Below are 24,670 nucleotides of genomic sequence, written 5' to 3' on the forward strand. Positions count from 1 at the left end.
ACGCGGCATTGCGATCGCTGCATCGCAGGCCACCCAACGCCCTTGGCGGCGCCAGGCAGCCCGTTTCAGTACCGGTTCTTCCACCGTCCCTGTCGAACGAGAGCTGCCATGAACGCTGTCCCCCACGCACCACTGGTGATCCTGAGCCACGTCTGCCACCCGGCCATCACCGACGGCTTTGTGCCCGTCGCCCAGGCACAAAGCATCCCGGTCTGGCTGCTGACCGACCATCGACTCGATCACCTTGCCTATTACCGCGACCATCCGGCGCATGCGCCGCAGCGGGTGATCGAATGCGATGTCTTCAATCCACTGGGCGTGCTGGACGTACTGCACGATGCCGATGTAGCGCCGCGTGCGGTCTTCAGCAATAGCGACCATCTACAGACCAGCACCGCGTTGGTGGCGGCCGGCCTGGGGCTGCCTGGCAAGGATTGGCAGGTGTGCTACGCCGCCAAGAACAAGGCCGCGATGCGGCAGCGCCTGCGCGCGCGTGGGCTGCCCTGCCCGTGGTTCTGCACCCTGGCACCCGGCGCCACGCTGCCGGCACAGATTCCATGGCCGGTGGTGGCCAAACCGCGCGAAGGCGTGGCCAGCCTGGACGTACGCCACTGCACCGATGCGGCCCAGTTGCAGGCCTATCTGGACGATGTCTGGCAGCGGCATCCGCAGCGCACGGTGCTGCTGGAAGGCATGCTGCACGGGCCGCTGTTCACCCTGGAAACACTGGGCGACGGACACACGCTGCAGCCCATCGGCGGGTTCAAGGTGCGGCTGTCGCCGCCGCCGCATTTTGTCGAATGCGAAGCGCAGTGGGATGGTGATGTGCACACACCGGTGATCGCGCAGGCCTTGCAGCAATTGCGCAGCTTCGGTGTGAACTTCGGACTGTGCCATAGCGAATTCATCCTCACCGCCACCGGCCCGGTGCTGGTGGAGATCAACTACCGCAGCATCGGCGACCGCCGCGAATTCCTGCTCGATGCCATGTTCGGCCAGCAGTGGTTCGCGGCCGCGCTGGCACCGCATCTGGGCCAGCCGCTGCCGCAGTTGCATAGCGCGCGTACGCATGCACTGTTGCGCTATTACCTGGCCGAGCACGACGGCGAGCTGATCGCCGCCAGCGAAGACCGCCAGCACCGCGATGCGCGCTGCGATCTGCAGTACCGGCGCATGCGCGCACCGGGCGAGCGCATCCAGCTGAGCCATTCCAACAAGGATTACCTGGGCGTACTGAGCGCACTGGCCAGCGATGCGCAGGCGCTGCAACAGGCGGTGGTGCAGGCCGAAGCCGGCCTGCACTGGCGGATCGAGCATCCGGAGCTGCGCGCATGAGCCGTGCCATGGACCAACGCTATATCGCTACGCGCATCATCGATGCCTGCCTGCGCGAAGACCTGCGCGCGATCGTCAGCCATGGTGGCCCGGCATTCCCCGATGCGGATGTTCTGGCGCAGTGGCCTGGAGCCGTCCCGGGCGATGGCTGGTGGAAGATTGCGCATCTGCCCGACGGCACGCTGTGGCTGCCCATCCGCCGCCGCGGCCTGCTGCAGGCCATCAGCGCCTGCGACGACCGTTGGCTGGTGCAGGGCGCGGGCGCTGCCCAACTCGAGCAAGGCACCCGGGCATGGCTGCACCGCATGGCCAACGGCCTCGATGCGGACACCCAGCGCCTGCACCAGGCCTACGCCGACGAGGCCGATTGCGCTGCAAGCCACCGTGCCCTGGCACGGCAGGCGTATGCCGCGCAGGCACCGGCACTGGCCGAGGCACTGCACTACACCGATGCCGCCGAGCGTGCCTATCGCTGCGATCAGCTGGCCAGCTACCGCGACCATCCGTTCTACCCCACTGCACGCGCCAAGGCCGGGCTGGAGCCTGCCGAATTGCGCGACTACGCGCCGGAATTTGCGCCCAGTTTCGCGCTGCGCTGGCTGGCGCTGCCGCAGACACAGCTCAGCTGCACCAGCCCACCGCCGATAGACCTGTGGCCGACATTCGCCGACGTGGGCTTGCCGCCCGCGCTTGCCGCCACCCACGGGCTGTGGCCGGTGCACCCGCTGGTGTGGGAGCGCCTGGAGCAACCCGGCTTCGACCTACCTGCCGGCGCTGTGCGCGCACCGCAGCCCTGGTTGCAGGTGCGCCCTGGCCTGTCGGTGCGCACCTTGGTGCCGCTGCAGCACCCGCAGTTGCATCTGAAGCTGCCGATCCCGATGCGCACGCTGGGCGCGTTGAATCTGCGTCTCATCAAACCTTCCACCTTGTACGACGGCCACTGGCTGGAACGCGCCTTGCGGCTGATCGATGCGCACGATGCGGCGCTGCGCGGCCGCTGCGTTTTCGTGGACGAATCGCATGGCGGGCATGTCGGCCAGGCGCGGCATCTGGCCTATCTGCTGCGCCGGTACCCGCCGCTGGAGGACACCACGCTGGTGCCGGTGGCGGCGCTGTGCGCCCTGCTGCCCGATGGCCGGCCGATGGCGGTCCATCTGGCCAAGCGGTTTACGCAAGGCGACATCCACGCCTGGTGGCGCGACTACACCGAGCTCCTGCTGGCCGTGCATCTGCGGCTGTGGTTGCGCTACGGCATTGCACTGGAGGCCAATCAACAGAACAGCGTGCTGGTGTATGCCCCTGGCCGGCCCACCCGGCTGCTGATGAAGGACAACGACGCCGCGCGCATCGCCATGCCGCAGTTGCGCGCGCAGCTGCCGCTGATTGACGCGCTGGGCCCGCTGCACGATGCACGTATCGCCGTGAACGATGCGCAGGCGCTGGCACAGATGTTCTGCACCATCGTGCTGCAACTGGATTTGCAGGCGGTGCTGGACGGCCTGGCCGAATGGCAGCCCGAGTTGCGCGCGGCATTGCTTGCGCAGCTGCAGCAGCAATTGCTGCAGACCCTGGCGCAGCTGGACGCCGAAGGCATCGACACCGCGCCCGCATATCGCCTGCTGGCCGCGCCCCGGCTGCCGGTGAAATACCTGCTCAGCGCCGGCAGCCTGCTCAGCAAGCAGCTCACCGGCGCGGCCGACATCAACAAGTTCTACGGCGACAGCGCGCCCAATCCCTTCGGCACCGCGTTCGCCAGTGCGCCGCCATCGCCGCGCCGACAGGCCGGAGCACGCCAATGAGGCGTGTTTTAGGCCCGGTGCTGGCAGCACACTACCTGGCGGCCTTCACCGCACTGGGTATGCCGCTATTCCTGCCGCAGGTGCTGGCCGATCTGGCGCCGGGCGCCGCAGTGGGCTGGAGCGGCGTACTGTATGTACTGCCGACGCTGTGCACGGCACTGACTGCCAGCAGCTGGGGGCGGCTGGCCGATCGCTACGGGCGCAAACGCTCGTTGCTACGCGCACAGCTGGGGTTGGCGCTGGGTTTTGCCATCGCCGGCTTCGCGCCCACGCTGACCTGGCTGGTGGTTGGTCTGGTCGTGCAAGGCGCCTGCGGCGGCTCGCTGGCGGCGGCCAACGCGTACCTGGCCAGCCAACCGCAGGCCGGCCCGCTGGCACGCGCATTGGACTGGACGCAGTATTCCGCACGGCTGGCCATGGTCAGCGCACCTGCGTTGCTGGGGCTTGCGCTGGCACTGGGCCCGGCGCAGTCGCTGTACCGCGCGCTGGCGCTATTGCCGCTGATCGCGTTCGCGCTGACCTGGCGGCTGCCGGCCGACCCGCCACCGCTGCGGCCGGTTGCCGCTGCCACTGTGGATACGACCAGCATGCCGCCCGCGCATGCAGCACCAGCGACTCTGTCGCTCTGGCCTGCGCTGCTGCTCGCGCAGTTCCTGTTCTGCTTCGCGATGGTGGTGACGTTCCCATACTTCATTCCCTACGCACTGGCGCGCGGCGCTGGACACGATGCACTGGCCGGGCTGCTCTACAGCCTGCCGCACCTGGTCTACCTAGTGGTGCTGCCATGGTGGCGGCGCGGCGATGGCGAGCGGTGGCTGGTCCCCGGCCTGGCACTGTTCGCGCTGGCCTGCGTGTGGCAGGCGGTGCTGCACGATCCCATCGCACTGGCCGGCGCGCGCCTGTTGTTCGGCGTCGGTATGCTGGCCGCCCTGCGCGGGCTCAATCGCAGCCTGGCGCTGGTGGCCAGCGGGCATGGCGCCGGGCGCCTGTTCGGCCGCTTCGATGCCTGCGGCAAATGGGCCGGCGTGCTCGCTGGCGCCGCTGCGGGTGCGCTGACCCAGGCCGCCGGGAATGCCGTCCCCTTTCTTGCCGCTGCGCTGGCTGCGGCCGCTGCTGCACTCACCGTTCTGGTGCGCTTTCCTTCAAGGAGACCTGCCGATGTCCCCGCACACGATGCATGACCCCTGGTACACCACCATGGCCGACGCGCAGGCCTGCACCTGCTGGCTGAACTGCTACCTGCGCGAGTTCGCCATTCCGCGTCGCACCGCCGACTTCGACTACCGCGGGCTGGATCGCCCCGGCCCACGCGTGGCCGAGCAGCGCTGGCTGCGCATCGACCTGGGCGAGACCGGCACGCTCTGCGTCCGCATCGCCTATGCCGACCGCCTGGGGCGCTGCCGCTTCGCGTCCACGCCCTTCCTCAAGGCCACCGGCCAGCCGTGGCGTAGCCTGGATGCGCCTGCACTGGCGCGTTGCCTGCTGCAATCGCTGGGCAGTACGCACGCGGTCAACCCGGAACTGCTTGCGCAGAGTGCCAACAGCGTGGCGATCACCACCGCGGCCCTGCGTCAGGCGCAGTACCGAGCACCGACCGGCGAGGCGATGATCGACGCCGAACAGTCGCTGCTGTGGGGCCATGCATTGCATCCCACACCGAAGAGCCGCGAAGGTGTCGCGCTCGAACAGGTCCTGGCATGCGCACCGGAAGCGCGTGCGGCATTCCCGTTGTTCTGGTTTCGCATCGACCCGCGCCTGCTGCGGACACAGGGCGCCGATGTCCGCGCCAGCCTGCGGCAACTCAGCGGCACCGACGCGCTCTACCCCTGCCACCCGTGGGAAGCACAACGGCTGCTCGACGACCCGCTGCTGCGCACGCTGCAATCGCGCGGGTTGATCGAACCGGTGGGGCCTTGCGGCGAGCTGCTATGGCCCACCTCCTCAGTGCGCACGCTGTATCACCCGCAGCTGGACTACTTCCTCAAATGTTCGGTGCATGTGCGGCTGACCAACTGCGTGCGCAAGAACGCCTGGTACGAACTGGAAAGCGCAGTCGCCCTCACCGAGCTGCTGGCGCCGAGCTGGCGCGCGTTGGCGGCGCAGGTGCCGGGCTTCGATGTGATGCTGGAACCGGCAGCCACCTCGCTGGAGGTGGCGCAGGTGGATCGCGCCCTGCACGATGCCGACCCGCTGGCGGCGCGCGCGCTGTCGGAGAGTTTCGGCATTCTGTATCGCAAGACCATTCCCGCCGCGCAGCGCGCACGCTGGCAGCCGCAAGTGGCCGCCGCCCTGTTCACCTGCGATGCGCAGGGCAACAGTGTGTGTGCCGCACGCCTGCAGGCGCTGGCCGGCCCACGGATGGATCGGCATACCCGCACCGTGCGGTGGTTCCGCGCCTACGCAGGGCTGTTGCTGGACGGCGTCTGGAGCGCACTGTTCCAGCATGGCATTGCACTGGAGCCGCACCTGCAGAACACCGTGATCGGGTTTGCCGACGGCTGGCCCACGCGCGTGTGGATCCGCGATCTGGAAGGCACCAAGCTGCTCGCCCACCATTGGCCGGAAGCGCGCCTGCAGGGTGTGGGCGAACGCGCACGGCAATCGCTGTACTACACGCCGGAACAAGGTTGGAACCGGGTGGCGTATTGCGCACTGGTCAACAACCTGGCCGAGGCGATCTTCCACCTGAGCGAGAGCGATGCGGTGCTGGAAACGCGCCTGTGGCACTGCGTGGGGGAGATGGCGATACGTTGGCAGCAGCGTCACGGCGCACAACCAGCGCTGCAGGGGCTGATCGATGGCGCGCCGCTGCCGGGCAAGAACAATCTTGGCACGCGCCTGCTGCAACGCGCCGACCGCCAGGCCGATTACACCGCACTGCCCAACCCCATTGCGGCGCTCGCCATCGCGCGTCGGGTGGCCGCATGAGCCTGCGCATCGACACCACTGCGGTGATGCGCGCATTGCCACGGCTGCGTGCCGACAGCGACGGCCCGCTGTGCGCCTATGTCTACGATCTGGCCGCTCTGGACGCGCACGCCGCCTGGATGCGCGCGCAACTGCCTGGCCACTGCGACCTGTTCTACGCGGCCAAGGCCAATGCGCAGGCGCCCATCCTGCGCACGCTCGCCGCGCATGTGGATGGCTTCGAAGCCGCCTCCGGTGGCGAACTGGCCTGGTTGCACGCGCAGCAACCGCAGGCGCCATTGCTGTTCGGCGGGCCAGGTAAACTGGACAGCGAGCTGGCCCAGGCCACTGCCCTGCCCGACTGCAGCATGCATGTGGAAAGCATCGGCGAACTGCAGCGCCTGGACGCCATCGCGGCGCAGGCCGACCGCTGCGTGCCGGTGTTCCTGCGCATGAATATCGCCGTGCCTGGGGCGCAGAGCACGCGGCTGATGATGGGCGGCCAGCCCTCGCCATTCGGCCTGGACCCGCAGGATATGGATGCGGCCATGCAGCTGTTGCGCATCAGCCCGTCGCTGCGGTTGCAGGGCTTCCATTTCCACCTGATGTCGCACCAGCGCGATGCCGGTGCGCAGCTGCAGTTGATCGGCGCCTATCTGCGCACCGTGCAGCAGTGGCGACAGGCCTACGCGCTCGGGCCGTTGCGGGTGAACGCCGGCGGTGGGTTCGGCGTGGACTACCTGGCGCCGGAGGCCTCGTTCGACTGGGCCGGCTTCTGCGCCGGGTTGCCGGGGCTGCTGCGCGAGCACGGCAGCGAACTACGCCTGCGGCTGGAACCGGGCCGCTATGTCAGCGCCAGCTGCGGCTGGTACCTGATGGAAGTGCTGGACATCAAGCGCAGCCACGGCCAGTGGTTCGCCATTGCCCGTGGCGGCACCCACCATTTCCGCACTCCGGCCGCGCAGGCCCACGACCACCCCTTTCGCGTGTTGCGCGGCCCCCGCGCACCAGTCATCAGCGACACGCCGGTGACCCTGGTCGGCCAACTGTGCACGCCCAAGGACGTGCTGGCGCGCCAGCAACCGGTGGCCGCGCTCGCCCCCGGCGATTGCCTGGCCTTCCCGTTGGCCGGCGCCTATGCGTGGAATATTTCGCACCAGCAGTTCCTGATGCACCCGCCACCACAGATGGTGTTCTTGCCGGTCGATGGCTGAGCGACTCGATCGCATGCATCTGCACTGTCCATTGCACAACTGCTGTCTCAGAGGTGGCTATCACCCGTGGCCACCGGTATCCGGATATCGGCGCGCAGAGTCGCTTCAGGTGTTTCTTCCGGGTCATCCAGGAACAGGTAATGCACGGGCGCCTCGCGCAGCACATAGCCACTACCTGGCAGCCAGAAGGCCAACATGCAATCCAGCGCGTCCTCCAGCCCCGCATAGGAACCTACCTGACGCAGCACCGCGTGCAGGCCGCCATTGAGATGGCGCAGCTGCAAGGGCGCTGCGGGGGTGGCGAAGGCGGATGTGGCGAAACCGACGCCGCACTCGAACAGGTGCGCATGCGCCGGCACATCACGATGATCGCTCAGCGGTAGCCCGACCAGGCACTGCAGATGATCGACGACGCCGGCGCGCGCGGCCCAGGCCACGATCTGGCCGAAGCCGCGATCCAGATCGTCGAATGCCCCACGCTTGCGCAGCACCACCAGCTCGAACGGCTCCAGCGTCTGCACGCTGACCGCCAGCGGTGCCGATGCGACGCGCGCGCCCGACGGCGGTGCGGACAGCTGCTGCAATTTGCTGGCACGTAGCGCCGGGCTTGCACGCAAGACGCTGGGGCTGGCCTGCAAGGCATTGCGGCAGGCACGCGCCAAGGCCTGCGGGGTCTGGTAGCCCACCGCCAGCGCGACCTCGGTCACCGATGCATCGCCGCGCCCCAGCAGATGCAGTGCCTGGCTCAACCGCAGCCGCGCAACCGTCTGCCCCACCGGCTCACCGGTGAGCGCGCGATAGACCCGATGAAAGTGATACGGCGACTGATGCGCGATGGCGGCCAATTCGGCCAGATCCGGCAGTGCCGCGCCACTGCGCACGACAGTCTGCAAATGCGCAACCACGCGCTCCACACCGCGCTGCCAACCGCTAACGGATGAGTCTGCTGCTTGCATGATGATGGCTCCCTGGCGACGGCATCAGCATCGCCGGATTGGTCGACGTGCGCGGTCCCGATCTTGCGCATTCGAGGCCACGGACGAAGTTGCGCACCATCTCACCGGTCACCGCCTGCGGAAACGCCGACACGCCATCGGCCGCCACGCCGTGGCCAGCAGCGCCGCGCGCTCGCGCGCGAAGGCATCTGCATCCGGGTGGCCCAGCAGGTTGGTCAGCCACAGGGTCAAGCAATCCACCAGCACGCAGCGCCGCGGCGCCGCCAGCGCCTGCAGGGTGGCGGCCAGGGCAATGGGTTCTTCCACGCACTGCCAGTGCGCCGGGCGCCGGCTACGGTGATGCGCAATGCGCTGCTGCATTTCCGCGTTGAAGGCCTGCGCGGTGGCGATGTAGGCCACCTCGGCGGCCGTACCGGCGGCGAGAGCGCCCGCGGCCAGGCGTTCGGCCAGTGCGCTCTTGCCGGAACGGGCGCCTCCCAGGATCAAGTGCCGCATGGCGGGTCCTTGCAGGTGAGCCGCCTCAAGGCGGCGGTCTCCGGATGCGTGTGCACCGCATCGGCCAGGCGCTCGAACGTGGCCTTGCGCAGCGCGGCGATATCTACCGGCAGCGCCTGCAGCATCGCCGCGGTGGTCATCAGCAGCAGCATCGGGCGCGACCCAAGGTCATGCCACACGTCAGCACATCACCGGGCAGCGCACGCACGCATGCCTACAGCTCGATGCCGAGCTGCGCCTTGATGCCGGCGTTGAAGGCATGCTTGACCAGCCGCATCTCGGTGACCGTGTCTGCCACCTCGATCAACTCGGCAGGCGCTCCGCGTCCGGTGATGACCACATGCTGCCCCGGCGGACGCGCGGTCACTGCGGCCAGCACCTCGTCCAACGCAACATAGTCCTTCACCAAGGCGATAGTGAGTTCGTCCAACAGCACGAAGTCGTAGCGCGCATCGGCCAGCATGCCGCCTGCGCGGCGGCGATGTCCACGTTGCGGTCCTGGGTTTCCCAGGTGAAGCCTTTGCCCATTACGTGCTAATCGAGCAGGTCGGGAAAACGGCGAAAGAATGCCTCTTCACCCATTGAAAACGTGCCCTTGATGAACTGCACCACGCCGCAGTACAGGCCATGCCCCAGCGAGCGCGCCAGCATGCCGAAGCCGGACGAACTCTTGCCCTTGCCGTTGCCGGTATTGACCAGCAATACGCCGCGGTCGATCACTGCGCGCGCGATGCGCCGGTCCACCAGTTCCTTCTTGCGTTGCGCGCGTTAGCGCTAATGCGCATCGTCGTGCACGGGGGTGGTCATGCGCGTTCTCCCATCAGTGGACGTGCGGCAAGGCTGCGCCCTGCGGCAAGCACTGCGAAAGCGATGCCGACGTCGCCGGCCAGGGTACCGAGCGCGCGCGGGTAGTCCGCCGACACGCGGGCCAGGAAGCCGCCGAGCGTGACCTGCGGATAACGGCCGGAAAGGGAATAGAAGCCTCCCTCGGACAGCAGGTAGGCCACGCTGCCGCTGAGCAACAACACACCGAGCAGACGCGGCAGATCCAGCCAAGCATCGCGTTGCAGCGGCGTGGCAGACAGCCGACCACCCAGCCACAGCACGGCATGGGCCAGCGCCAACGTCCAATACGCCGGCGACAGGCACCAGTCGCTGATGCTGCCGGAGGCCAGGCCAATCAGGTCCAGCGCCGATACCAACCCCAACAGCAAGGGCAGCATCCACACCGGGCGCAGCAATGCACCAGCGAGAAAGAACACCGCCATCGAGGCATCCGGCAATTGCAGCCAAGCGCCGACATGATGGAAGCGGCTTGCCGTCATCGCCAGCATCAGGGCGATGATCAGGTGGCGCTGGGCGGGGCGGGAGAGCGGGATCATCGGTAGTGTTCAAAGGATGGCAAACAACGTGCAGCAGGCGCAAACAGGATCACCGCGTCTGTGCGCGTAATGCGAAGCAACCCTGGCGTGCAATGCGCGGTGTCGCTTCCAGACACCTATGCGCTTCTCTGCGGCCGGTCGATACCGGCCGCGTGCCTGCGTTGAGGACCTGCGTCGTTTTCGCCGCGTCTCACTGCGCCGGTTGGTAGCGGAAGGTCAGCAGGTAATTACGCCCTGGCTGGGCGTAAAAGCGGGCGGTTTCGTACTGGCGGTCGAACACGTTGTTGGCGGTGAACTGCACCTTCCAGTCTGCGTTCACCGCATAGCTCACGCGCAGATCCAGCAAGCCGTAGCCAGCCAGTTGCTCGGTGTTGGCCAGGTCGTCGTAGCGCTTGCCCGACCCGAACAGGCTCGCGCCCACGCCGAACGCGCCGACGCTGCGGTCAGCATCGATCCGACCGCTCTGCCGTGCGCGGCGCGGCAACCAGTTGCCATGATTGACCTCGCCATCGGCCTGCGGCTGCAGCCAGGTCAAGGCGCTGCGCAGGATCCAGCCGGCCAGCTCGGTGTCGTAGCCCGCCTCCACACCACGAATGCGCGCCTTGTCGATATTGTTCGGCTGACCGAACGGATGGGTGGCATCCACCAGCGACGCGTCGTAGGCAATCAGATCGTCGATGCGGGTCTGGAAGGCGCGCAGCGTCCACACACCCCAGTCGTAGTTGCCGCGCAGACCCAGCTCGGCACTTTTGGAGGTTTCCGGCCCCAGCAGCGGATTGCCGAAATCGGGGTAGTACAACTCGTTGAAGGTGGGCGCCTTGAACGCAGTGCCGTAGCTGGCGGTCAGGCGCAGATGCTCGGCCACATCCCAGCCCCACAGCAGGCTGCCGGTGGTCTTGCCACCGAACTGGCTGTTGTCGTTGCGCCGCAGGCTGGCCTGCAGCGATTGGCTACCGAAGCTCTGCTGCCACTGCGCAAAGGCGGCGCGGTCGATCCGGCTGTCGGCATCGTAGCTGTCGCTGCTGGCGATGGCATCGCGCTGCCAGTCCAAGCCGACCGTAAGCAGGCCCGGCGCGGTGGTGATGTCGGCCTGCAACGCGCCCTGCTTGCGGCGGGTGTCGTAGGTGGACAGGTACGCGCCGTCATAATAGCTATCGCTCAGATCGGCGCTGCTACCCAGGCTGGCGGTGACTTTGAGCGCATCGCTGGGTGCATAGCGCACACGCCCGCCGACGGCCTGCTGCACGCCTTTGCCCAGGTTGCCGCCGAAGGCCGAGCCGTCGTATTCGTTACGGCTTTGCGCGCGCAGCGCGTGTACGTCGGCATCCCACTGGCGATTGAAGCGCCAGCCGCCCTGCACGCTCAACGAATCGTTACGATAACCGTCGCGATCCGGATCGTAGGCGCTGGAGCTGGTATCCAGGTACGCGTTGATGCCATCGGTTTCATCGTGCACGGCGTTGACCGAGTACCAGCCGCCGGCCTCGCTCAGATCGCCCTGGCTGCGCCCGGCAAGCCCGGCGCCATAACGGCGCGCATTGTCGCTGCCGGCCGCCACGCTGAGCGTGGGCACGAAGCTGCCTTGCGGGCGGCGGGTAAAGATCTGGATCACCCCACCCAGCGCTTCGGAGCCATACAAGCTGGAAAATGGCCCGCGCACGATTTCGATGCGCTCGATCTGCTCGATCGGCAGGTCCTGCAGCGCCGCGCCACCAGACGTGGCCGAGCCGATGCGCACGCCGTCGACCAGCACCACCACATGATCCGATTCGGTACCGCGCAGGAACAGCGAGGTCGCCTTGCCCGGGCCACCGTTGTTGGCCAGCGACACACCGGCTTCGCCACGCAACAGGTCCTGCAAGGAATTGACCTGGCGGCGTTCGATCTGCGCGCGGTCGATCACGGTGACCGGCGCCAGCGTCTGGTCCTGGGTCTGCGCGGTCCGCGAGGCGGTCACCACCACCTGATCCAGATCCATCGGGGCCTCGGCCTGGGCCAGGTTCAGCACGCACAACGACAGCCCTGCGGCCAGCACGGCGCGACGCGGCAAAACGGAAGAAACGGACATCGACTGCTGCTCCTGGAACCGCGCCTACCCGCGCGGGGACAATGGGGTCGGCAGGCAGCAACGGGCCAGGCGTCCGGCGCGCGAGCACCAGATGCACAGGGCCACGCCCACCGCGTGCCGGGTCAATCCCTTCAGGCCGGTCTCCGGGCTTGCGAGCGGAAGCCTGGTCGCTTCCCGAATCCGCGCCTTCCCATGCACAGCACAGTGGCAGTACCTGCGGACCCTTGTCTCGCCCACCGTTGCGGGGGCAGCTCCGGAATTGCGTCTCGCCAAGGCGATGCGCGCACCGGATTCCCGTTTAAACCACCGGCCAGCCGGCAGTCACCTCAGGGGCGCGCATGGTAGCAGGATTGGCGGCGGCGTCTCGGAGGTTCGCAGCAACCGGCCAGGCGCAGCGCGTCGCCACGCGTCTGAATCAAACCCCGCTGCATTGGCATGTTCAACATTTCCAGGTCATGGAAGCGACGTGCCGAGGCGGCAGCGTGGCCGGGATTGGCGGAGAGCGGCACAGGGATGTGTCGCGGCGGCGAGTCAGACAGGATGTCTGACCGAGCCGAAGAGCCAGTCCCGGCCGCGCTGCCGCCCCTGCCGAAGCCGCTACCGACAGACATCGGGCTTCGCCGCACCCTCACCCCTCTCCCGCAGGGAGAGGGGCTCACCGTTCTTGCTTATGAAGCTGGCTGAAAACCTCACGCCCCCTGCAGCGCCTGCTCCAGATCCGCCAGCAAATCATCGATATGCTCGATCCCGATCGACAACCGCACGGTGTCCTCGCTGACGCCGGCATGTTCCAGCTCGGCCGGCCCCAGCTGCCGATGCGTAGTGGACGCCGGATGCGTCGCCAGCGATTTGGCATCGCCGATATTCACCAGCCGGGTGAACAGCTGCAGCGCATCCAGAAACCGTGCACCGGCCGCGCGCCCGCCGGGCAACCCGAAGGTCAGCACGCCCGAGCCATGACCGCCCAGGTACTTCTGCGCCAATGCGTGCTCCGGACGATCCGGCAGCGCCGCGTAGTTGACCCAGGCAACACGCGCATGCTGCTGCAGGTAACGGGCGATCGCCAGCGTATTGGCGTTGATGCGCTCCATGCGCAGCGGCAAGGTTTCGATGCCTTGCAGGATCAGGAACGCATTGAACGGCGACAGCGCCGCACCGGTATTGCGCAGCGGCACCACCCGCGCACGACCGATGTAGGCGGCCTCGCCCAGGGCCTCGGTATAGACCACGCCGTGGTAGCTCACATCCGGTTCGTTGAGGCGCGGGAAGCGCGCCTTGTGCGCGGCCCACGGAAACCGCCCGCTGTCCACGATCGCACCGCCGATGCTGTTGCCGTGGCCACCCAGGTACTTGGTCAACGAATGCACCACGATATCGGCACCGAAGTCGATCGGCCGCAGTAGCGACGGCGTGGCCACGGTGTTGTCCACGATCAGCGGCACGCCGTGCGCATGCGCCACCTCCGCAACGGCCTGGATGTCGGTGATATTGCCGCGCGGGTTGCCGATCGACTCGACGAACACCGCCTTGGTGCGGTCATCGATCAGCCGCGCGAACGCCTGCGGATCGCGGTAGTCGGCAAAGCGCGTACTGATGCCGAACTGCGGCAGCGTATGCGCGAACAGATTATAGGTGCCGCCGTAGAGCGCACTGGACGACACGATGTTGTCGCCTACCTCGGCGATGGTCTGGATCGCATAGGTCACCGCCGCCTGCCCCGATGCCAGCGCCAGCGCCCCGATGCCGCCTTCCAGCGCCGCCACGCGCTGCTCCAGCACATCGTTGGTGGGGTTCATGATGCGGCTGTAGATATTGCCCTGCACCTTCAGGTCGAACAGATCCGCCCCATGCCGGGTATCGTCGAAGGCATAGGCCACGGTCTGGTAGATCGGCACCGCCACCGCGCGCGTGGTGGGATCGGGACGGTAGCCCCCATGCACGGCGACGGTTTCGGGTTTCCACTGTGGATCGGTCATGGCACGGCTCGCTCTGGCTGGACCGCCCGACGATACGCGGCTGCGGCACTGCCCCTCATAACGACGCGCCATGATGACATCGCCAACAGTCAGGTCCTGCATGGCGGACCCACTCGCAAGCGATGGCTGCTGAGGATACTGCCAGCGCAATGCGCCGATCAGCGCGCAGGCTTGTGGTAAACGTCCTGCAGCATCTTTTTGTACTGATCCATGGGCGGCAACCCCATGTGGCGGCGGCGCTCGTCCAGCCCCGCTTCGTCTTCGGTAGGCTGCAATGACATGCGGCCATCCGCATCGCTCTTGAATTGGGTGCCGTAACGCTGTGGCTTGCCTTGCGCAAGCAAGACGCGATCGGTGAGCAGCGCAACATCGTCAGGCGCCACCTCCTGCTTGGCCAGCGCCGATTCCATCAACGCCAGGACCTGTGCCTGAAACGCCGGATCGGCGTCGGCATGCTGCACCAGGATCCATGCTGCATTGGCGCCATCTTCGCCCACCAGGCGCCGGCCCGGCCAACCCTGGGTCGCGACGACTTGCTTGAGCCATGCGGTGTTGTCGGCATCCACCGGCGCAACGGATGCCCAGTCGGCGGGCTTGCCCCCAGCGGCGATCGCCGCTTTACGCACTTGCTGATCCTTCTCTACCCGCGCGAGCAGCTCCTGGCGCAGTTGCAGATTCAGTGTTGCCTGCTGCTGCGCATTGACGCGCTCAGCTTTCGCCAGCAGCGCAGGCCACCGGTCCATCTTTCGCAGCCGATTCAGGCCGGGCCGGTCCTTGCTGCGCAGATCATCGACAGCGATCCGCCCACGCGGAATCTGGACATCGAGATACTGCAGGGCCTGGTCTGTCTTGCCCGCTGCGGCCAGGCATTCCGCACGCAGAAGTTCACCATTTTTTGGAAGTTCGCTGGACGCGTGCTGCAGTGCGTCCATCACCTCGGCACAACGCGCATAGTCCCCGGCGTCATAGGCATCGAGCGCGGCAAAGATATCCGGCGCGTCGCCTGCGTGAAGGCGACCGGCCATTCCCATGGCAACACCGATGCAGAGCGGAACAGACACAAGGCGCATCTGAAGTTCCTTGCCAGGTGAATCACTCGTTGGGGGCCAAACGCGGCAGCGTGGACGCACTGCGAACCCACCGCATGACACGGATGGGGCACCCCGCATCCTGCGGGAGGCCCCATCCTACGATCACCCCTTGCCGAACTCCAGATGCCCACCCTGCGCACGTACGCGCACGGTTTCGCCGCTGGCGTACTGACCCGACAGGATCTGCTGGGCCAGCGGGTTCTCTACCTGCGACTGGATGGCGCGCTTGAGCGGGCGCGCACCATACACCGGGTCGAAGCCGACATTGCCCAGGAGCTCAAGCGCCGCATCGTCCAGATCCAGCTTGAGGCCACGTTCTGACAGGCGCTTTTCCAGGCCCTGCAACTGGATGCGCGCGATCGACTTGATCTGCGCCTTGTCCAGCGGATGGAACACCACGATGTCGTCCAGCCGATTGATGAACTCCGGGCGGAAATGTGCCTGCACCACGCCCATCACCGCGGCCTTCATTTGCGTATAGGCCTCGGCGCTACCGTCGCCGGACAACTCCTGGATCTGGTGCGAGCCCAGGTTGGACGTCATCACGATGACGGTATTGCGGAAATCCACGGTGCGGCCCTGGCCGTCGGTGAGCCGTCCGTCGTCGAGCACCTGCAGCAGGATGTTGAACACATCGGCGTGCGCCTTTTCCACCTCGTCCAGCAGGATCAGCGAATACGGGCGGCGGCGCACCGCCTCGGTGAGGTAGCCGCCCTCTTCGTAGCCCACATAACCCGGAGGCGCACCGATCAGGCGCGAGACCGAATGCTTCTCCATGAACTCGCTCATGTCGATGCGGATCATCGCTTCGGTGCTGTCGAACAGGAAGTCCGCCAGCGCCTTGCACAACTCGGTCTTGCCCACGCCGGTGGGACCTAAGAACAGGAACGAGCCGCTCGGGCGATTGGGGTCGGACAGGCCGGCGCGCGAACGACGCACCGCATCGGACACCACCTTGATCGCTTCTTCCTGGCCCACCACGCGGCGATGCAGCTCGTCTTCCATGCGCAGCAATTTGTCGCGCTCGCCTTCGAGCATCTTGTTGACCGGAATACCGGTCCAGCGCGACACCACCTCGGCGATTTCCTCGGCGGTCACGCGGTCCTGCACCAGCTTGAAGTCGTGGTGCTCCACTTCATTGGCCAGCAGCATCTGCTTTTCCAGTTGTGGCAAGACGCCGTACTGGATCTCGCTCATCTTGGCGTAGTCCTGGCGCCGCTGCGCCGCTTCCAGCTCCAGCTTGGCGTGCTCGATCTGCTCCTTGATCTTGGTGGTGCCCTGCAACGCGGCCTTCTCCGACGTCCAGAGCTCGTTGAGGTCGTAGAACTCGCGCTCCAGTTTGTCGATATCGGTTTCCAGGTCGCCCAGTCGCTGGCGCGAGGCCTCGTCCTTTTCCTTCTTGAGCATCTCGCGCTGGATCTTGAGCTGGATCAGGCGGCGCTCCAGGCGGTCGAGTTCCTCCGGCTTGGAGTCGATCTCCATGCGGATACGCGATGCCGCTTCGTCCATCAGGTCGATGGCCTTGTCTGGCAGCTGGCGATCGGTGATGTAGCGATTGGAGAGCGTCGCCGCCGCGACGATCGCCGGGTCGGTGATCTCCACGCCGTGATGCACCGCGTAGCGTTCTTTCAGCCCACGCAGGATGGCGATGGTATCTTCCACCGTCGGCTCGCCTACGAACACCTTCTGGAAGCGGCGCTCCAGCGCGGCATCCTTTTCGATGTACTTGCGGTATTCGTCCAGCGTGGTGGCACCGATGCAATGCAGCTCGCCGCGCGCCAGCGCCGGCTTGAGCATGTTGCCGGCATCCATCGCGCCATCGGCCTTGCCCGCGCCCACCATGGTGTGCAGTTCATCGATGAACAGGATGATCTGGCCTTCGTTCTTGGACAGGTCGCTCAGCACCGCCTTGAGGCGTTCTTCGAATTCGCCGCGGAACTTGGCGCCGGCAATCAGCGCGCCCATGTCCAGCGACAGCACGCGCTTGCCGCGCAGCCCTTCGGGCACTTCGCCGTTGATGATGCGCTGGGCCAGGCCTTCGACAATGGCGGTCTTGCCCACGCCGGGTTCGCCGATCAGCACCGGGTTGTTCTTGGTGCGGCGCTGCAGGACCTGGATGGTGCGGCGGATTTCTTCATCGCGGCCGATCACCGGATCGAGCTTGCCGCTTTCGGCGCGCGCGGTCAGGTCAATGGTGTATTTTTCCAGCGCCTGGCGTTGTTCCTCGGCGTTTTCCGATTGCACGGTTTCGCCGCCGCGCAGCTTGTCGATCGCCGCGGCGATCTTCTTCTTGTCGCCACCGGCCGCACGCAACGCCACGCCCAGCGGGCTGGCATCGTCGGCGGCGGCCAGCACGAACCACTCGCTGGGAATGAAGGCATCGCCGTGCTGCTGGGCGAGCTTGTCGGCCTGGTTGAGCAGGCGGTTGAGATCGTTGCCGATCGACAGGTTGCCTTCCTGCCCGGACACCTTGGGCAGCGTATCCAACGCCTCGCCCAAGCGCTCGCGCAGCAGCGGCACGTTGACGCCGGCCTGCGACAGCAGCGGGCGCGTGCTGCCGCCGCTCTGGTCCAGCAACGCAGCCAGCACGTGCACCGGTTCGATGATGTTGTGGTCGCGTCCCACGGCCAGCGACTGTGCGTCGGCCAGTGCCTGCTGGAACCGCGAGGTGAGTTTGTCCATCCGCATGGGGAGTCCTCTGAACGAGTGGCCGGCAAGTCCGGCGATACCGAGCAAATGCGGTTGCCCGGCGGCGTTTCAAGGTGTGCTGCGACACGAAGGCGGTGGCACCAGACCTGCGGGGGGGGCTTCGCTTGGCGCCACGCGAGGCGTGCCAGCGGCCAGGCGGGCCAGACAATCCGCCGCAGCGGCAACTGCGCCCGCGCCGGGACGGTAGGCGTGGCGACGCTCTGCCCGGCATCGGCCTGCGTGGTGAACACCGATGCCGCTGCCCGCCCCACAGCGCCACCACGCTACCACGCAGTCACTGCCAGGAGCGCTACGCACGCCGCACCGAAGGGAGATAATGCGCGGATGGATACGCCCAAGCCCTGGTTCCTCTATCTGCTGCTGTGCCACAACGGCAGCTATTACGCCGGAATCACCAATGACCTGGAGCGGCGCTTCCAGGCGCACTTGCGTGGTACCGGTGCGCGTTATACGCGCGCCAACCCGCCGTTGCAGCTGTTGGCCAGCCACCGGTACCCGGATCGTGCCAGTGCCTCGCGCGCCGAGTGCACACTCAAGCGCCAGCCGCGCGCGCGCAAGTTGGAATGGCTGTTGACGCAGCCGCACGACATTGCCGGATCACAGGCTTGCAACACCTCGATCACGCCCGCCTAGCCACGCCTTTCCTACGCTGCAGCACCATCCCGACGCGGAGAAGCACATGCACTATCAGCTCTATTACTGGACCGGTCTGCAGGGCCGCGGCGAATTCGTGCGTCTGGCCCTGGAAGATGCCGGTGCCGCCTATACCGACGTGGCGCGCGTCGAGGGCGACGATGTCATAACCGCCTTTCTGCAAGGCAAGCAGCCGGGCGCGCAGCCGTTGGCCCCACCCTTCCTGCGGGCAGGCGATGTGGTGGTGGCGCAGGTGGCGGCGATCCTGCATTTTCTGGGTCCGTCGCTGCAGCTGGTCCCCGATGACGATGCGCTGCGCCTGCAGGCACTGCAATTGCAACTGACCATTACTGACCTGGTGGCCGAGGTACACGACACCCATCATCCGATCGCCACCGGCCTGTACTACGAGGACCAAAAAGCCGAAGCCGCCAAGCGCGCCGAGGATCTGCGTGACCACCGCCTGCCCAAGTTCCTCGGCTATTTCGAGCAGGTGGTGCAGCGGGCCGGCGGTACATCTGTACTAGCTGTGCACTCGTACGTGGACCTATCGCTGTTTCAGTTGGTCAGCGGGCTGGACTACATGTTCCCGAAACGAATGGCGACTCTGTCGAAGGACATTCCGGGATTGCGCGCCGTGCAGCGGCGTGTGGCAGCACGCCCCCGGATCGCCGCTTACCTCGCCTCCGAACGGCGCCTGGCGTTCAATACCAAGGGCATCTTCCGCCAGTATCCGGAGCTTGACGCTGGGTAAACCTGGCATTGCACACAGCAGCGTCCCGCCGCTGCGGCGCCGGCCGGAATGGCAGCCACTACCACGCACGGCTACTCGCACCCGCGGCTGCGTGACCGCAGGCGCATGGCTCCAAACCACGGCCGGACACCGACTCAGCGCGTCTGTAACAAGGTGGCACGAATGCGTTGCAGTTGCGCCTTCACTGCCGACGCCTGCTGCGGCCCCAGTCGCACGATGGCCTTCTGCCCTACCGACAATCCTTCCAGCGCCGGGTCCACGAAGCGATAGCGGCCACGCTCATCGCGCACCACGGCAACCGGCTGCGTCGGATCCGGCGTGCGCAGCAGATGGTCGATGACATCAATCACGCGGTCGTTGAAGTAGCGGTCCGGTGCGCCCAGGTTGGCGTAGGCTTGCTGAAACAAGGGATAGAAGCGCACATAGCTGTGCACCAATGCCTGCGCATCCACGCCGGTGAATGCAGCGACGTACGGTGTGTAGCGGCTGGCATTGGCGCGATCGATGACGGTGTGATCGGCCGCAGGGGTCACCTGCAGTTCGCCCGAGACCGGCTGCAGTACCGAGGCGCGGCGACTGATACTGGGCTGGGTGAGGTTGTCGATCATCACCACCACACGTTCGATCAGGTGCGGCCGCAACACGATCGACAGTGCTGCGTCGTCGGGTACCAGATCCAGCAGCGCCTGCCATGCGGCAGCGTCGCTCTGCGCCAATGCGGGAATTGCAGCGTCGGCGGCATCGGCCGATGCCGCCTGCACCGGATGCCGCGGCGCGGCGGGGGTGGAAGGCGATGGAGTGACCGCGGCGGCGGCCGCGTTGGCGGTTTGGCTGATGGGCGCAGGCAGTGCACCGGGCGTCTGGCGTGGCCCGCTGAATAGCCACCAGGCAGCGCCGGCAATCAATGGCACGGCCAACAGCCACGGCCAGCGCGAGGGCTTGGGTTGCATCATGAAATTCCTTGCATCGACGACATCTGTGGGTATGACCCTCAGATGTTGCGGTGGTTCCATCGATCTGCCGCCGCAGCGCATGCATCGATCGCGTGCATGGTCACGCGAAGCGCAGACCGCTTTGCAAAGCCTCGCCAATTCCGCGAAACGCGCCCCATCCGAACGCGCCAGCCACGCGCCCCCAGGCAAGCACGGCAGTGCATCTGTCACCGCGCAGCGTCGGCAACGAACAGTAGCCGGCCACGCACAATGCAGGAGTCATTGCATCGGCTCCTTGCGTGCCGGCAGCAGCGACAACAGCAACAAGGTCACTGCCAGCGCCACGTAGGCGCCGACGAACTGCCAGCTGATGACGCGCGCCAGGCCTTGCAGCGACCACGGCAGATAGATGCCGCCACGCGGGTCCACCGAGTGGATCAACCCGAACAGGGTCAGCCCGGCCGCCACCAGCAGAAATACCGCAGCGCGCCGCAGCCGGCCGTCGATCATCGCCGCCACCGTGGCGATCCACAGCATTGCAGTGATGATGAAGCCGTTGCCCAGCGCAAAGATCACCGCCAGCTCCGGCAGGCCGTGGCCATCCACCTGCGTGGTCAGCGCCACCAACTGATCCTGCGCCATCCAGCCCGGCGCCTTGATGGTCAGCAGGTACGCCACCGATGGCAGGAACCCCAGCACCATGGCACCGGCGTGCTGCCGGGGCGTGGCCTGGAACGCCTGGGTAGTGATGTCGATGGACACATACACGATGATCGGCGCCAGCACCGCCAGTGGCAGCCACTGCACCAACCCGCTGATGATGCCCAGCATGCCGCCGATGCCGACGAACAGGCCGGTCAGCAGCGTGTAGCCCGAGCGCGCGCCCATGTGCTTGTAGGCGGGCTGGCCGATGTACGGCGTGGTCTGCGCCACACCGCCGCAGACGCCGGCCACCAATGTGGCGAAGGCTTCCACCAGCAAGATGTCGCGGGTGCGGTAATCGTCGCCGGCCGCGCGCGCGCTTTCGCTGACATTGATGCCGCCCACCACCATCAACAGGCCGAACGGCAGCAGCAACGGCAGATACGCCACCGTGGCCGGCAACCCCTCGATGAACCCAAGATTCGGCAGTGGCAGCACGATCTGCGGGGCCGTCCAGGCGGGCACGGTGAAGCCCGGTGCGCCCAGCCCGGCCAGGCCAAGCCCGTAATACAGCACTGTGCCGATCACGAAGGCCACCAGCACGCCCGGCAATTTGGTCGGCAAGCGGCCCTTGGCCAGCAGCACATACAGCAGCAGGCCCAAGGTGACGAAACCGGCCACCGGCGAGCGCAGCGTTTCCAGCAGTGGCAGCAGCCCCATCAGCACCAGCGCAATGCCGGCGATGGAGCCGAGCAGTGCGGCGCGGGGCAGCGCCCGGGTCACCGCCTCGCCCACGAACGACAGCACCAGCTTGAGCAGGCCCATCACCACCAGTGCGGCCATGCCGAGTTTCCAGGTGGCGATCGCCGCCGCCTGCGGGTCCAGCCCCTGCGCCTTGAAACCGGCAAACGCCGGGCCCAGCACCAGCAGCGCCATGCCGATGCTGGTGGGCGCATCCAGGCCCAATGGCATCGCGGTGACGTCCTGGCGCCCGGTGCGGGCGGCCAGCCGCCGCGCCATCAAGGTGTAGAGCAGGTTACCCACCAGCACTCCGAACGCGGTGCCGGGGAACATGCGCCCGAACACCACCTCGGCGGGGAACCCATAGATACCCACCAGCGCCATCGCAATGAAGCCGAGGATGGAGAGATTGTCGACCACCAGGCCGAAAAAGCCATTGAGATCGCCGGCGACGAACCAGCGCGGCGCGGCCGCAGGATGCGAAGAAGAAGCGGACATGGAAGGTTGCAAGACGTTGGGACAGACGATGGTAGCCGCTGCTTGGCACACGCGACAGCAAGGGGGGAGGCTACAGCAATCCCTGCCGCTCTGCCTCAGCGTGTACAAAGGGTGAGTATCGCTGCAGGAAGTTTGCAGTGATGTCGCCCTGGAAATATTCCTGAAAATGCCGTGCGCGCATTTCTCGATTAATCGAATTATCTAGACCAACACGTTCAATTGTCTTGACCACACGCGTCATATCTGCCGCATCGATGTCCGAACTCGGATACACCTGCCCAGTCACAAGTTCCAATCTGAACCATCCTGCTGGCAGCACAAACGGGTCAAGAACGTCTTCAAAATCGCACTTGCGCGCGTTGACAATAGCGCTTGCCAGGCGGAAGTTCATCCACTCGTAGGCCTGCCCAGGCAACTTCGACTTGGCCACAAAATGATCTGCAGTCACACCTCCCACGGCGCGCTCGATACGGACCGCCAAATAAGCGCAGGTCTGGTTGTACTCGCGGTAAAGGTCATCAAGGCACTCACGCCAGAAAGGACTGAGCGTCTGTCCCGCAGGCAATGGCACATCTGGATCAATGCGTTTGCGCCGCATTGACCTTATGCCTCGAGTCCGCACCTTGCGCTCGAAGTCACGCGGTTCAAGACGCGCGTCGACAGGAATCATGGCAACCATCCCTTTTTCTCGCCCACGAACCGCCAGCGCGCCCAGAAAGGATCAGTATCTCCAAGCACCTTCAGCAAATCATTGTGTATTGCTCTCGCGTCCGCCTTGCCAAATCGCTCGCTCCTCATTGCCAGCGCCGCTCGCTCAATCGCATCCTCGGCCTCAATCGAACGCGACGAGCGGAGGTCGAAGGCCTCGCTGGTCAACCAGTTACCAGCCTCACCACGCAAGACGAATGGACGTTGCTGGAGTACAACAGCCTGATGGTTGCCAGTCGCTTTAAAGTCCAAGTCAAACCATGCATCCTCGTTTGCATCGAAGACAGGCTCCACCGATGCCATGACGAGAGGAGAATGCGTGGCCGCAATCACCTGTACACCAGCATTGCTGGCGAGAGACCCCATCACTTCCAGCAGTGCGGCGACAATACGCCTTTGCCACTTGGGATGCAGATGGCACTCGATCTCATCAACCAGGAAGGTCACCTGACGCGTGGGCTCCCCCCCGATCAGCGCAGTAGCCTGCAAGTGCTCCTCCCAGGTCCAAACCAACAGATAGGCGAGGGCTAAGATGCGGCGAAGTCCTGCGGATGCGTGCAACACCGGCACGTCCTGTCCATAAGGCATTCGTATCGTCGGAATGTCACGTGCGTCGTCCAGGCTGATACGTGTCAGATGACCCGGTTCGATAAGGTCCGATGTTGTTGGCGACAAAGAAGAGAGCACCGCCTGAAGGCGATTGAAGGCATCTCCTCGCTCCTTTTGCCAGCTTGCCCAATCGGCAATCAGGCCGTTACACAACACCCGTCCATCAGAGTCCCTCAAACCATCCCAGATTTCCTGTGTGGAGAATACGTAGGCAGGAGGGCGGTCCTGCACATCCACATTCCCCTTCTTACGCCAATAGTTGCGCGCCGGATCCCATGCAGCAAAGCTGCCGTCAGCTTGGGCGTAAAGAACCAATCCAGGATTGACCGGGCGCCCAGCAGCTCCCGTCCAGGCCTGAGCCTTGCGGTCGAACCTGCTTTCGTAGGTGACGGACTTTGACTTACCGGTCACCGAAAAGATGATCGACGCTGACTTGTCAGTGTGAGGCTTGGCGGGTAATCCCATAGACAGACGGCGATTCAACTCCCCCGGCCATTTGCGCGTGAGCGACCACCATGCAATGTCCAGTAGGAAGCTCTTTCCCAAACCGTTGTCACCAGTCAAGAGATTCAAGCGACGGCCAAATGTCAGCTCCATCGAAGGAGCTGGGCCGACATTGCGCAGTGAGAGCTGTTCGATCATGGGGTGAGTTTACCGTTTCCGCAGAGTTTGCTCGCCCACCTCAGGGCCGAAGCCGAGGCGGTGGATCGAACTGCGGACCGCCGATTCAGAACGACACCTCCACCGCCTGCCGCGACCAAAGTACCGACTGGTGCCCGGTGGCCTGTTTCCAGGCCAGCCGGATCGCCTCGATGTCGTTGCGCCGCTGCGGGGTGTCTTCATGCAGGATCACCAGCACCTTGGTGCCCAGCCTGTTCGGCTCCTTGGCGCCGCGAAACAGCCACTGGCCGTAGGCATCGAACACAGTCAACCCGTCCGGGAAGCGCGGGGTCACTTCCTTGTCCAGAAACGCGCGCCACTGTGCCTCGCCGATGGTGCGGGTCTGCGGGCGGTCGGCCGGGCCAGTTTCCTCGCCCACGCCGAAATACAACTCGCTACGCACCCAACCGTGCGCCGCAGCCGGCCGCGCCGCATCGCCCTGCAGGCTGGCGGTAGTCGAGGCGGGTGCGCCGACGGGCGTGGTCGCGCAGGCGTTCAGGGCCAGCATGGCGGCAAGCAGGCAGGACGGCAGCAACTTCATCGACTTCTCCACAACGGGTT

General features: G+C 65.9%; 21 protein-coding genes, 1 pseudogene and 1 riboswitch. Of the genes and pseudogenes, 7 read left to right on the forward strand and 15 right to left on the reverse strand.

Features of this window, described 5'->3' with window-relative positions:
- The first annotated feature begins 108 nt into the window (after positions 1-108).
- Genes ACCQ13_RS14305 through ACCQ13_RS14325 form a run of 5 tightly spaced genes read left to right on the forward strand, consistent with a single transcriptional unit; the run spans position 109 to position 7,255 of the window.
- Complete coding sequence (locus tag ACCQ13_RS14305) at positions 109-1,335, forward strand: ATP-grasp domain-containing protein (protein WP_167526927.1); 1,227 nt, start codon at positions 109-111, stop codon at positions 1,333-1,335.
- Positions 1,332-3,134: an IucA/IucC family protein gene (locus ACCQ13_RS14310; RefSeq protein ID WP_104603110.1), complete on the forward strand. Its 1,803-nt coding sequence runs from the start codon at positions 1,332-1,334 to the stop codon at positions 3,132-3,134. Before ACCQ13_RS14305 ends, ACCQ13_RS14310 begins: the two co-directional genes overlap by 4 nt.
- Positions 3,131-4,315, forward strand: a complete 1,185-nt coding sequence (locus tag ACCQ13_RS14315; protein WP_104603109.1) for an MFS transporter — start codon at positions 3,131-3,133, stop codon at positions 4,313-4,315. The genes ACCQ13_RS14310 and ACCQ13_RS14315 overlap by 4 nt, the downstream gene beginning before the upstream one ends.
- Positions 4,293-6,062 (forward strand): IucA/IucC family protein, encoded by a 1,770-nt coding sequence (locus ACCQ13_RS14320; RefSeq protein ID WP_104603108.1) that lies wholly within the window; start codon positions 4,293-4,295, stop codon positions 6,060-6,062. The genes ACCQ13_RS14315 and ACCQ13_RS14320 overlap by 23 nt, the downstream gene beginning before the upstream one ends.
- Positions 6,059-7,255 carry a type III PLP-dependent enzyme gene (locus ACCQ13_RS14325; RefSeq protein ID WP_159407387.1) on the forward strand — a complete coding sequence of 399 codons (1,197 nt, stop codon included), beginning with the start codon at positions 6,059-6,061 and terminating at the stop codon, positions 7,253-7,255. The genes ACCQ13_RS14320 and ACCQ13_RS14325 overlap by 4 nt, the downstream gene beginning before the upstream one ends.
- A 47-nt stretch (positions 7,256-7,302) precedes the next feature.
- Here the strand turns inward: ACCQ13_RS14325 and ACCQ13_RS14330 are convergent, their stop codons facing one another.
- The 10 genes and pseudogenes from ACCQ13_RS14330 to clpB all read right to left on the reverse strand — a co-directional run bounded on the left by ACCQ13_RS14330 (position 7,303) and on the right by clpB (position 17,911).
- Positions 7,303-8,211, reverse strand: coding sequence for an AraC family transcriptional regulator (locus ACCQ13_RS14330; RefSeq protein WP_159407388.1), 909 nt, complete (start codon positions 8,209-8,211; stop codon positions 7,303-7,305).
- Complete coding sequence (locus ACCQ13_RS14335) at positions 8,186-8,434, reverse strand: nicotinate-nucleotide--dimethylbenzimidazole phosphoribosyltransferase (protein WP_146090316.1); 249 nt, start codon at positions 8,432-8,434, stop codon at positions 8,186-8,188. The genes ACCQ13_RS14330 and ACCQ13_RS14335 overlap by 26 nt, the downstream gene beginning before the upstream one ends.
- Positions 8,320-8,706, reverse strand: a complete 387-nt coding sequence (locus ACCQ13_RS14340) for a bifunctional adenosylcobinamide kinase/adenosylcobinamide-phosphate guanylyltransferase (RefSeq protein WP_167526928.1) — start codon at positions 8,704-8,706, stop codon at positions 8,320-8,322. Before ACCQ13_RS14340 ends, ACCQ13_RS14335 begins: the two co-directional genes overlap by 115 nt.
- Positions 8,694-8,858, reverse strand: coding sequence for a hypothetical protein (locus ACCQ13_RS14345; RefSeq protein ID WP_158251442.1), 165 nt, complete (start codon positions 8,856-8,858; stop codon positions 8,694-8,696). The genes ACCQ13_RS14340 and ACCQ13_RS14345 overlap by 13 nt, the downstream gene beginning before the upstream one ends.
- 62 nt (positions 8,859-8,920) lie before the next feature.
- Positions 8,921-9,453: pseudogene (gene cobO / locus ACCQ13_RS14350) on the reverse strand (cob(I)yrinic acid a,c-diamide adenosyltransferase).
- 56 nt (positions 9,454-9,509) lie between these two features.
- Positions 9,510-10,088 (reverse strand): hypothetical protein, encoded by a 579-nt coding sequence (locus tag ACCQ13_RS14355; RefSeq protein ID WP_167526929.1) that lies wholly within the window; start codon positions 10,086-10,088, stop codon positions 9,510-9,512.
- 190 nt (positions 10,089-10,278) lie between these two features.
- Complete coding sequence (gene btuB / locus ACCQ13_RS14360) at positions 10,279-12,156, reverse strand: TonB-dependent vitamin B12 receptor (protein WP_159407389.1); 1,878 nt, start codon at positions 12,154-12,156, stop codon at positions 10,279-10,281.
- A gap of 117 nt (positions 12,157-12,273) precedes the next feature.
- A riboswitch (cobalamin riboswitch) is annotated at positions 12,274-12,500 on the reverse strand.
- Between the two features lie 345 nt (positions 12,501-12,845).
- On the reverse strand, positions 12,846-14,132 hold the full coding sequence (locus ACCQ13_RS14365; protein ID WP_159407390.1) for an O-acetylhomoserine aminocarboxypropyltransferase/cysteine synthase family protein: 1,287 nt from the start codon (positions 14,130-14,132) through the stop codon (positions 12,846-12,848).
- A 158-nt stretch (positions 14,133-14,290) separates the two neighbouring features.
- Positions 14,291-15,163 (reverse strand): DUF6624 domain-containing protein, encoded by an 873-nt coding sequence (locus ACCQ13_RS14370; RefSeq protein WP_159408002.1) that lies wholly within the window; start codon positions 15,161-15,163, stop codon positions 14,291-14,293.
- A gap of 162 nt (positions 15,164-15,325) precedes the next feature.
- A complete protein-coding gene (gene clpB / locus ACCQ13_RS14375) occupies positions 15,326-17,911 on the reverse strand; it encodes an ATP-dependent chaperone ClpB (RefSeq protein ID WP_104604238.1) in 2,586 nt (861 codons plus the stop codon).
- Positions 17,912-18,256: 345 nt separating this feature from the next.
- Here clpB and ACCQ13_RS14380 point away from each other — a divergent pair, with 345 nt between their 5' ends.
- Positions 18,257-18,565, forward strand: a complete 309-nt coding sequence (locus tag ACCQ13_RS14380; protein ID WP_104604240.1) for a GIY-YIG nuclease family protein — start codon at positions 18,257-18,259, stop codon at positions 18,563-18,565.
- Between the two features lie 46 nt (positions 18,566-18,611).
- Entirely contained in the window at positions 18,612-19,319 is a 708-nt protein-coding gene (locus tag ACCQ13_RS14385; protein ID WP_159407391.1) for a glutathione S-transferase, read from the forward strand.
- Positions 19,320-19,453: 134 nt separating this feature from the next.
- Here ACCQ13_RS14385 and ACCQ13_RS14390 read toward each other — a convergent pair whose 3' ends face one another.
- From ACCQ13_RS14390 to ACCQ13_RS14410, 5 genes are all read right to left on the reverse strand, one after another.
- Positions 19,454-20,269, reverse strand: a complete 816-nt coding sequence (locus tag ACCQ13_RS14390) for a DUF3014 domain-containing protein (RefSeq protein WP_159407392.1) — start codon at positions 20,267-20,269, stop codon at positions 19,454-19,456.
- A gap of 261 nt (positions 20,270-20,530) precedes the next feature.
- A complete protein-coding gene (locus tag ACCQ13_RS14395; protein ID WP_104604244.1) occupies positions 20,531-22,132 on the reverse strand; it encodes a hypothetical protein in 1,602 nt (533 codons plus the stop codon).
- Between the two features lie 70 nt (positions 22,133-22,202).
- Positions 22,203-22,802 carry an HNH endonuclease family protein gene (locus tag ACCQ13_RS14400; RefSeq protein ID WP_159407394.1) on the reverse strand — a complete coding sequence of 200 codons (600 nt, stop codon included), beginning with the start codon at positions 22,800-22,802 and terminating at the stop codon, positions 22,203-22,205.
- Positions 22,799-24,091, reverse strand: a complete 1,293-nt coding sequence (locus tag ACCQ13_RS14405) for an AAA family ATPase (RefSeq protein ID WP_104604248.1) — start codon at positions 24,089-24,091, stop codon at positions 22,799-22,801. The genes ACCQ13_RS14400 and ACCQ13_RS14405 overlap by 4 nt, the downstream gene beginning before the upstream one ends.
- An 85-nt stretch (positions 24,092-24,176) precedes the next feature.
- Complete coding sequence (locus ACCQ13_RS14410; RefSeq protein ID WP_167526930.1) at positions 24,177-24,650, reverse strand: DUF3574 domain-containing protein; 474 nt, start codon at positions 24,648-24,650, stop codon at positions 24,177-24,179.
- Positions 24,651-24,670 lie beyond the last annotated feature (20 nt).

This window comes from Xanthomonas sp. NCPPB 1638, assembly GCF_041475635.2.
Classification (GTDB): Bacteria; Pseudomonadota; Gammaproteobacteria; order Xanthomonadales; family Xanthomonadaceae; genus Xanthomonas; species Xanthomonas cucurbitae.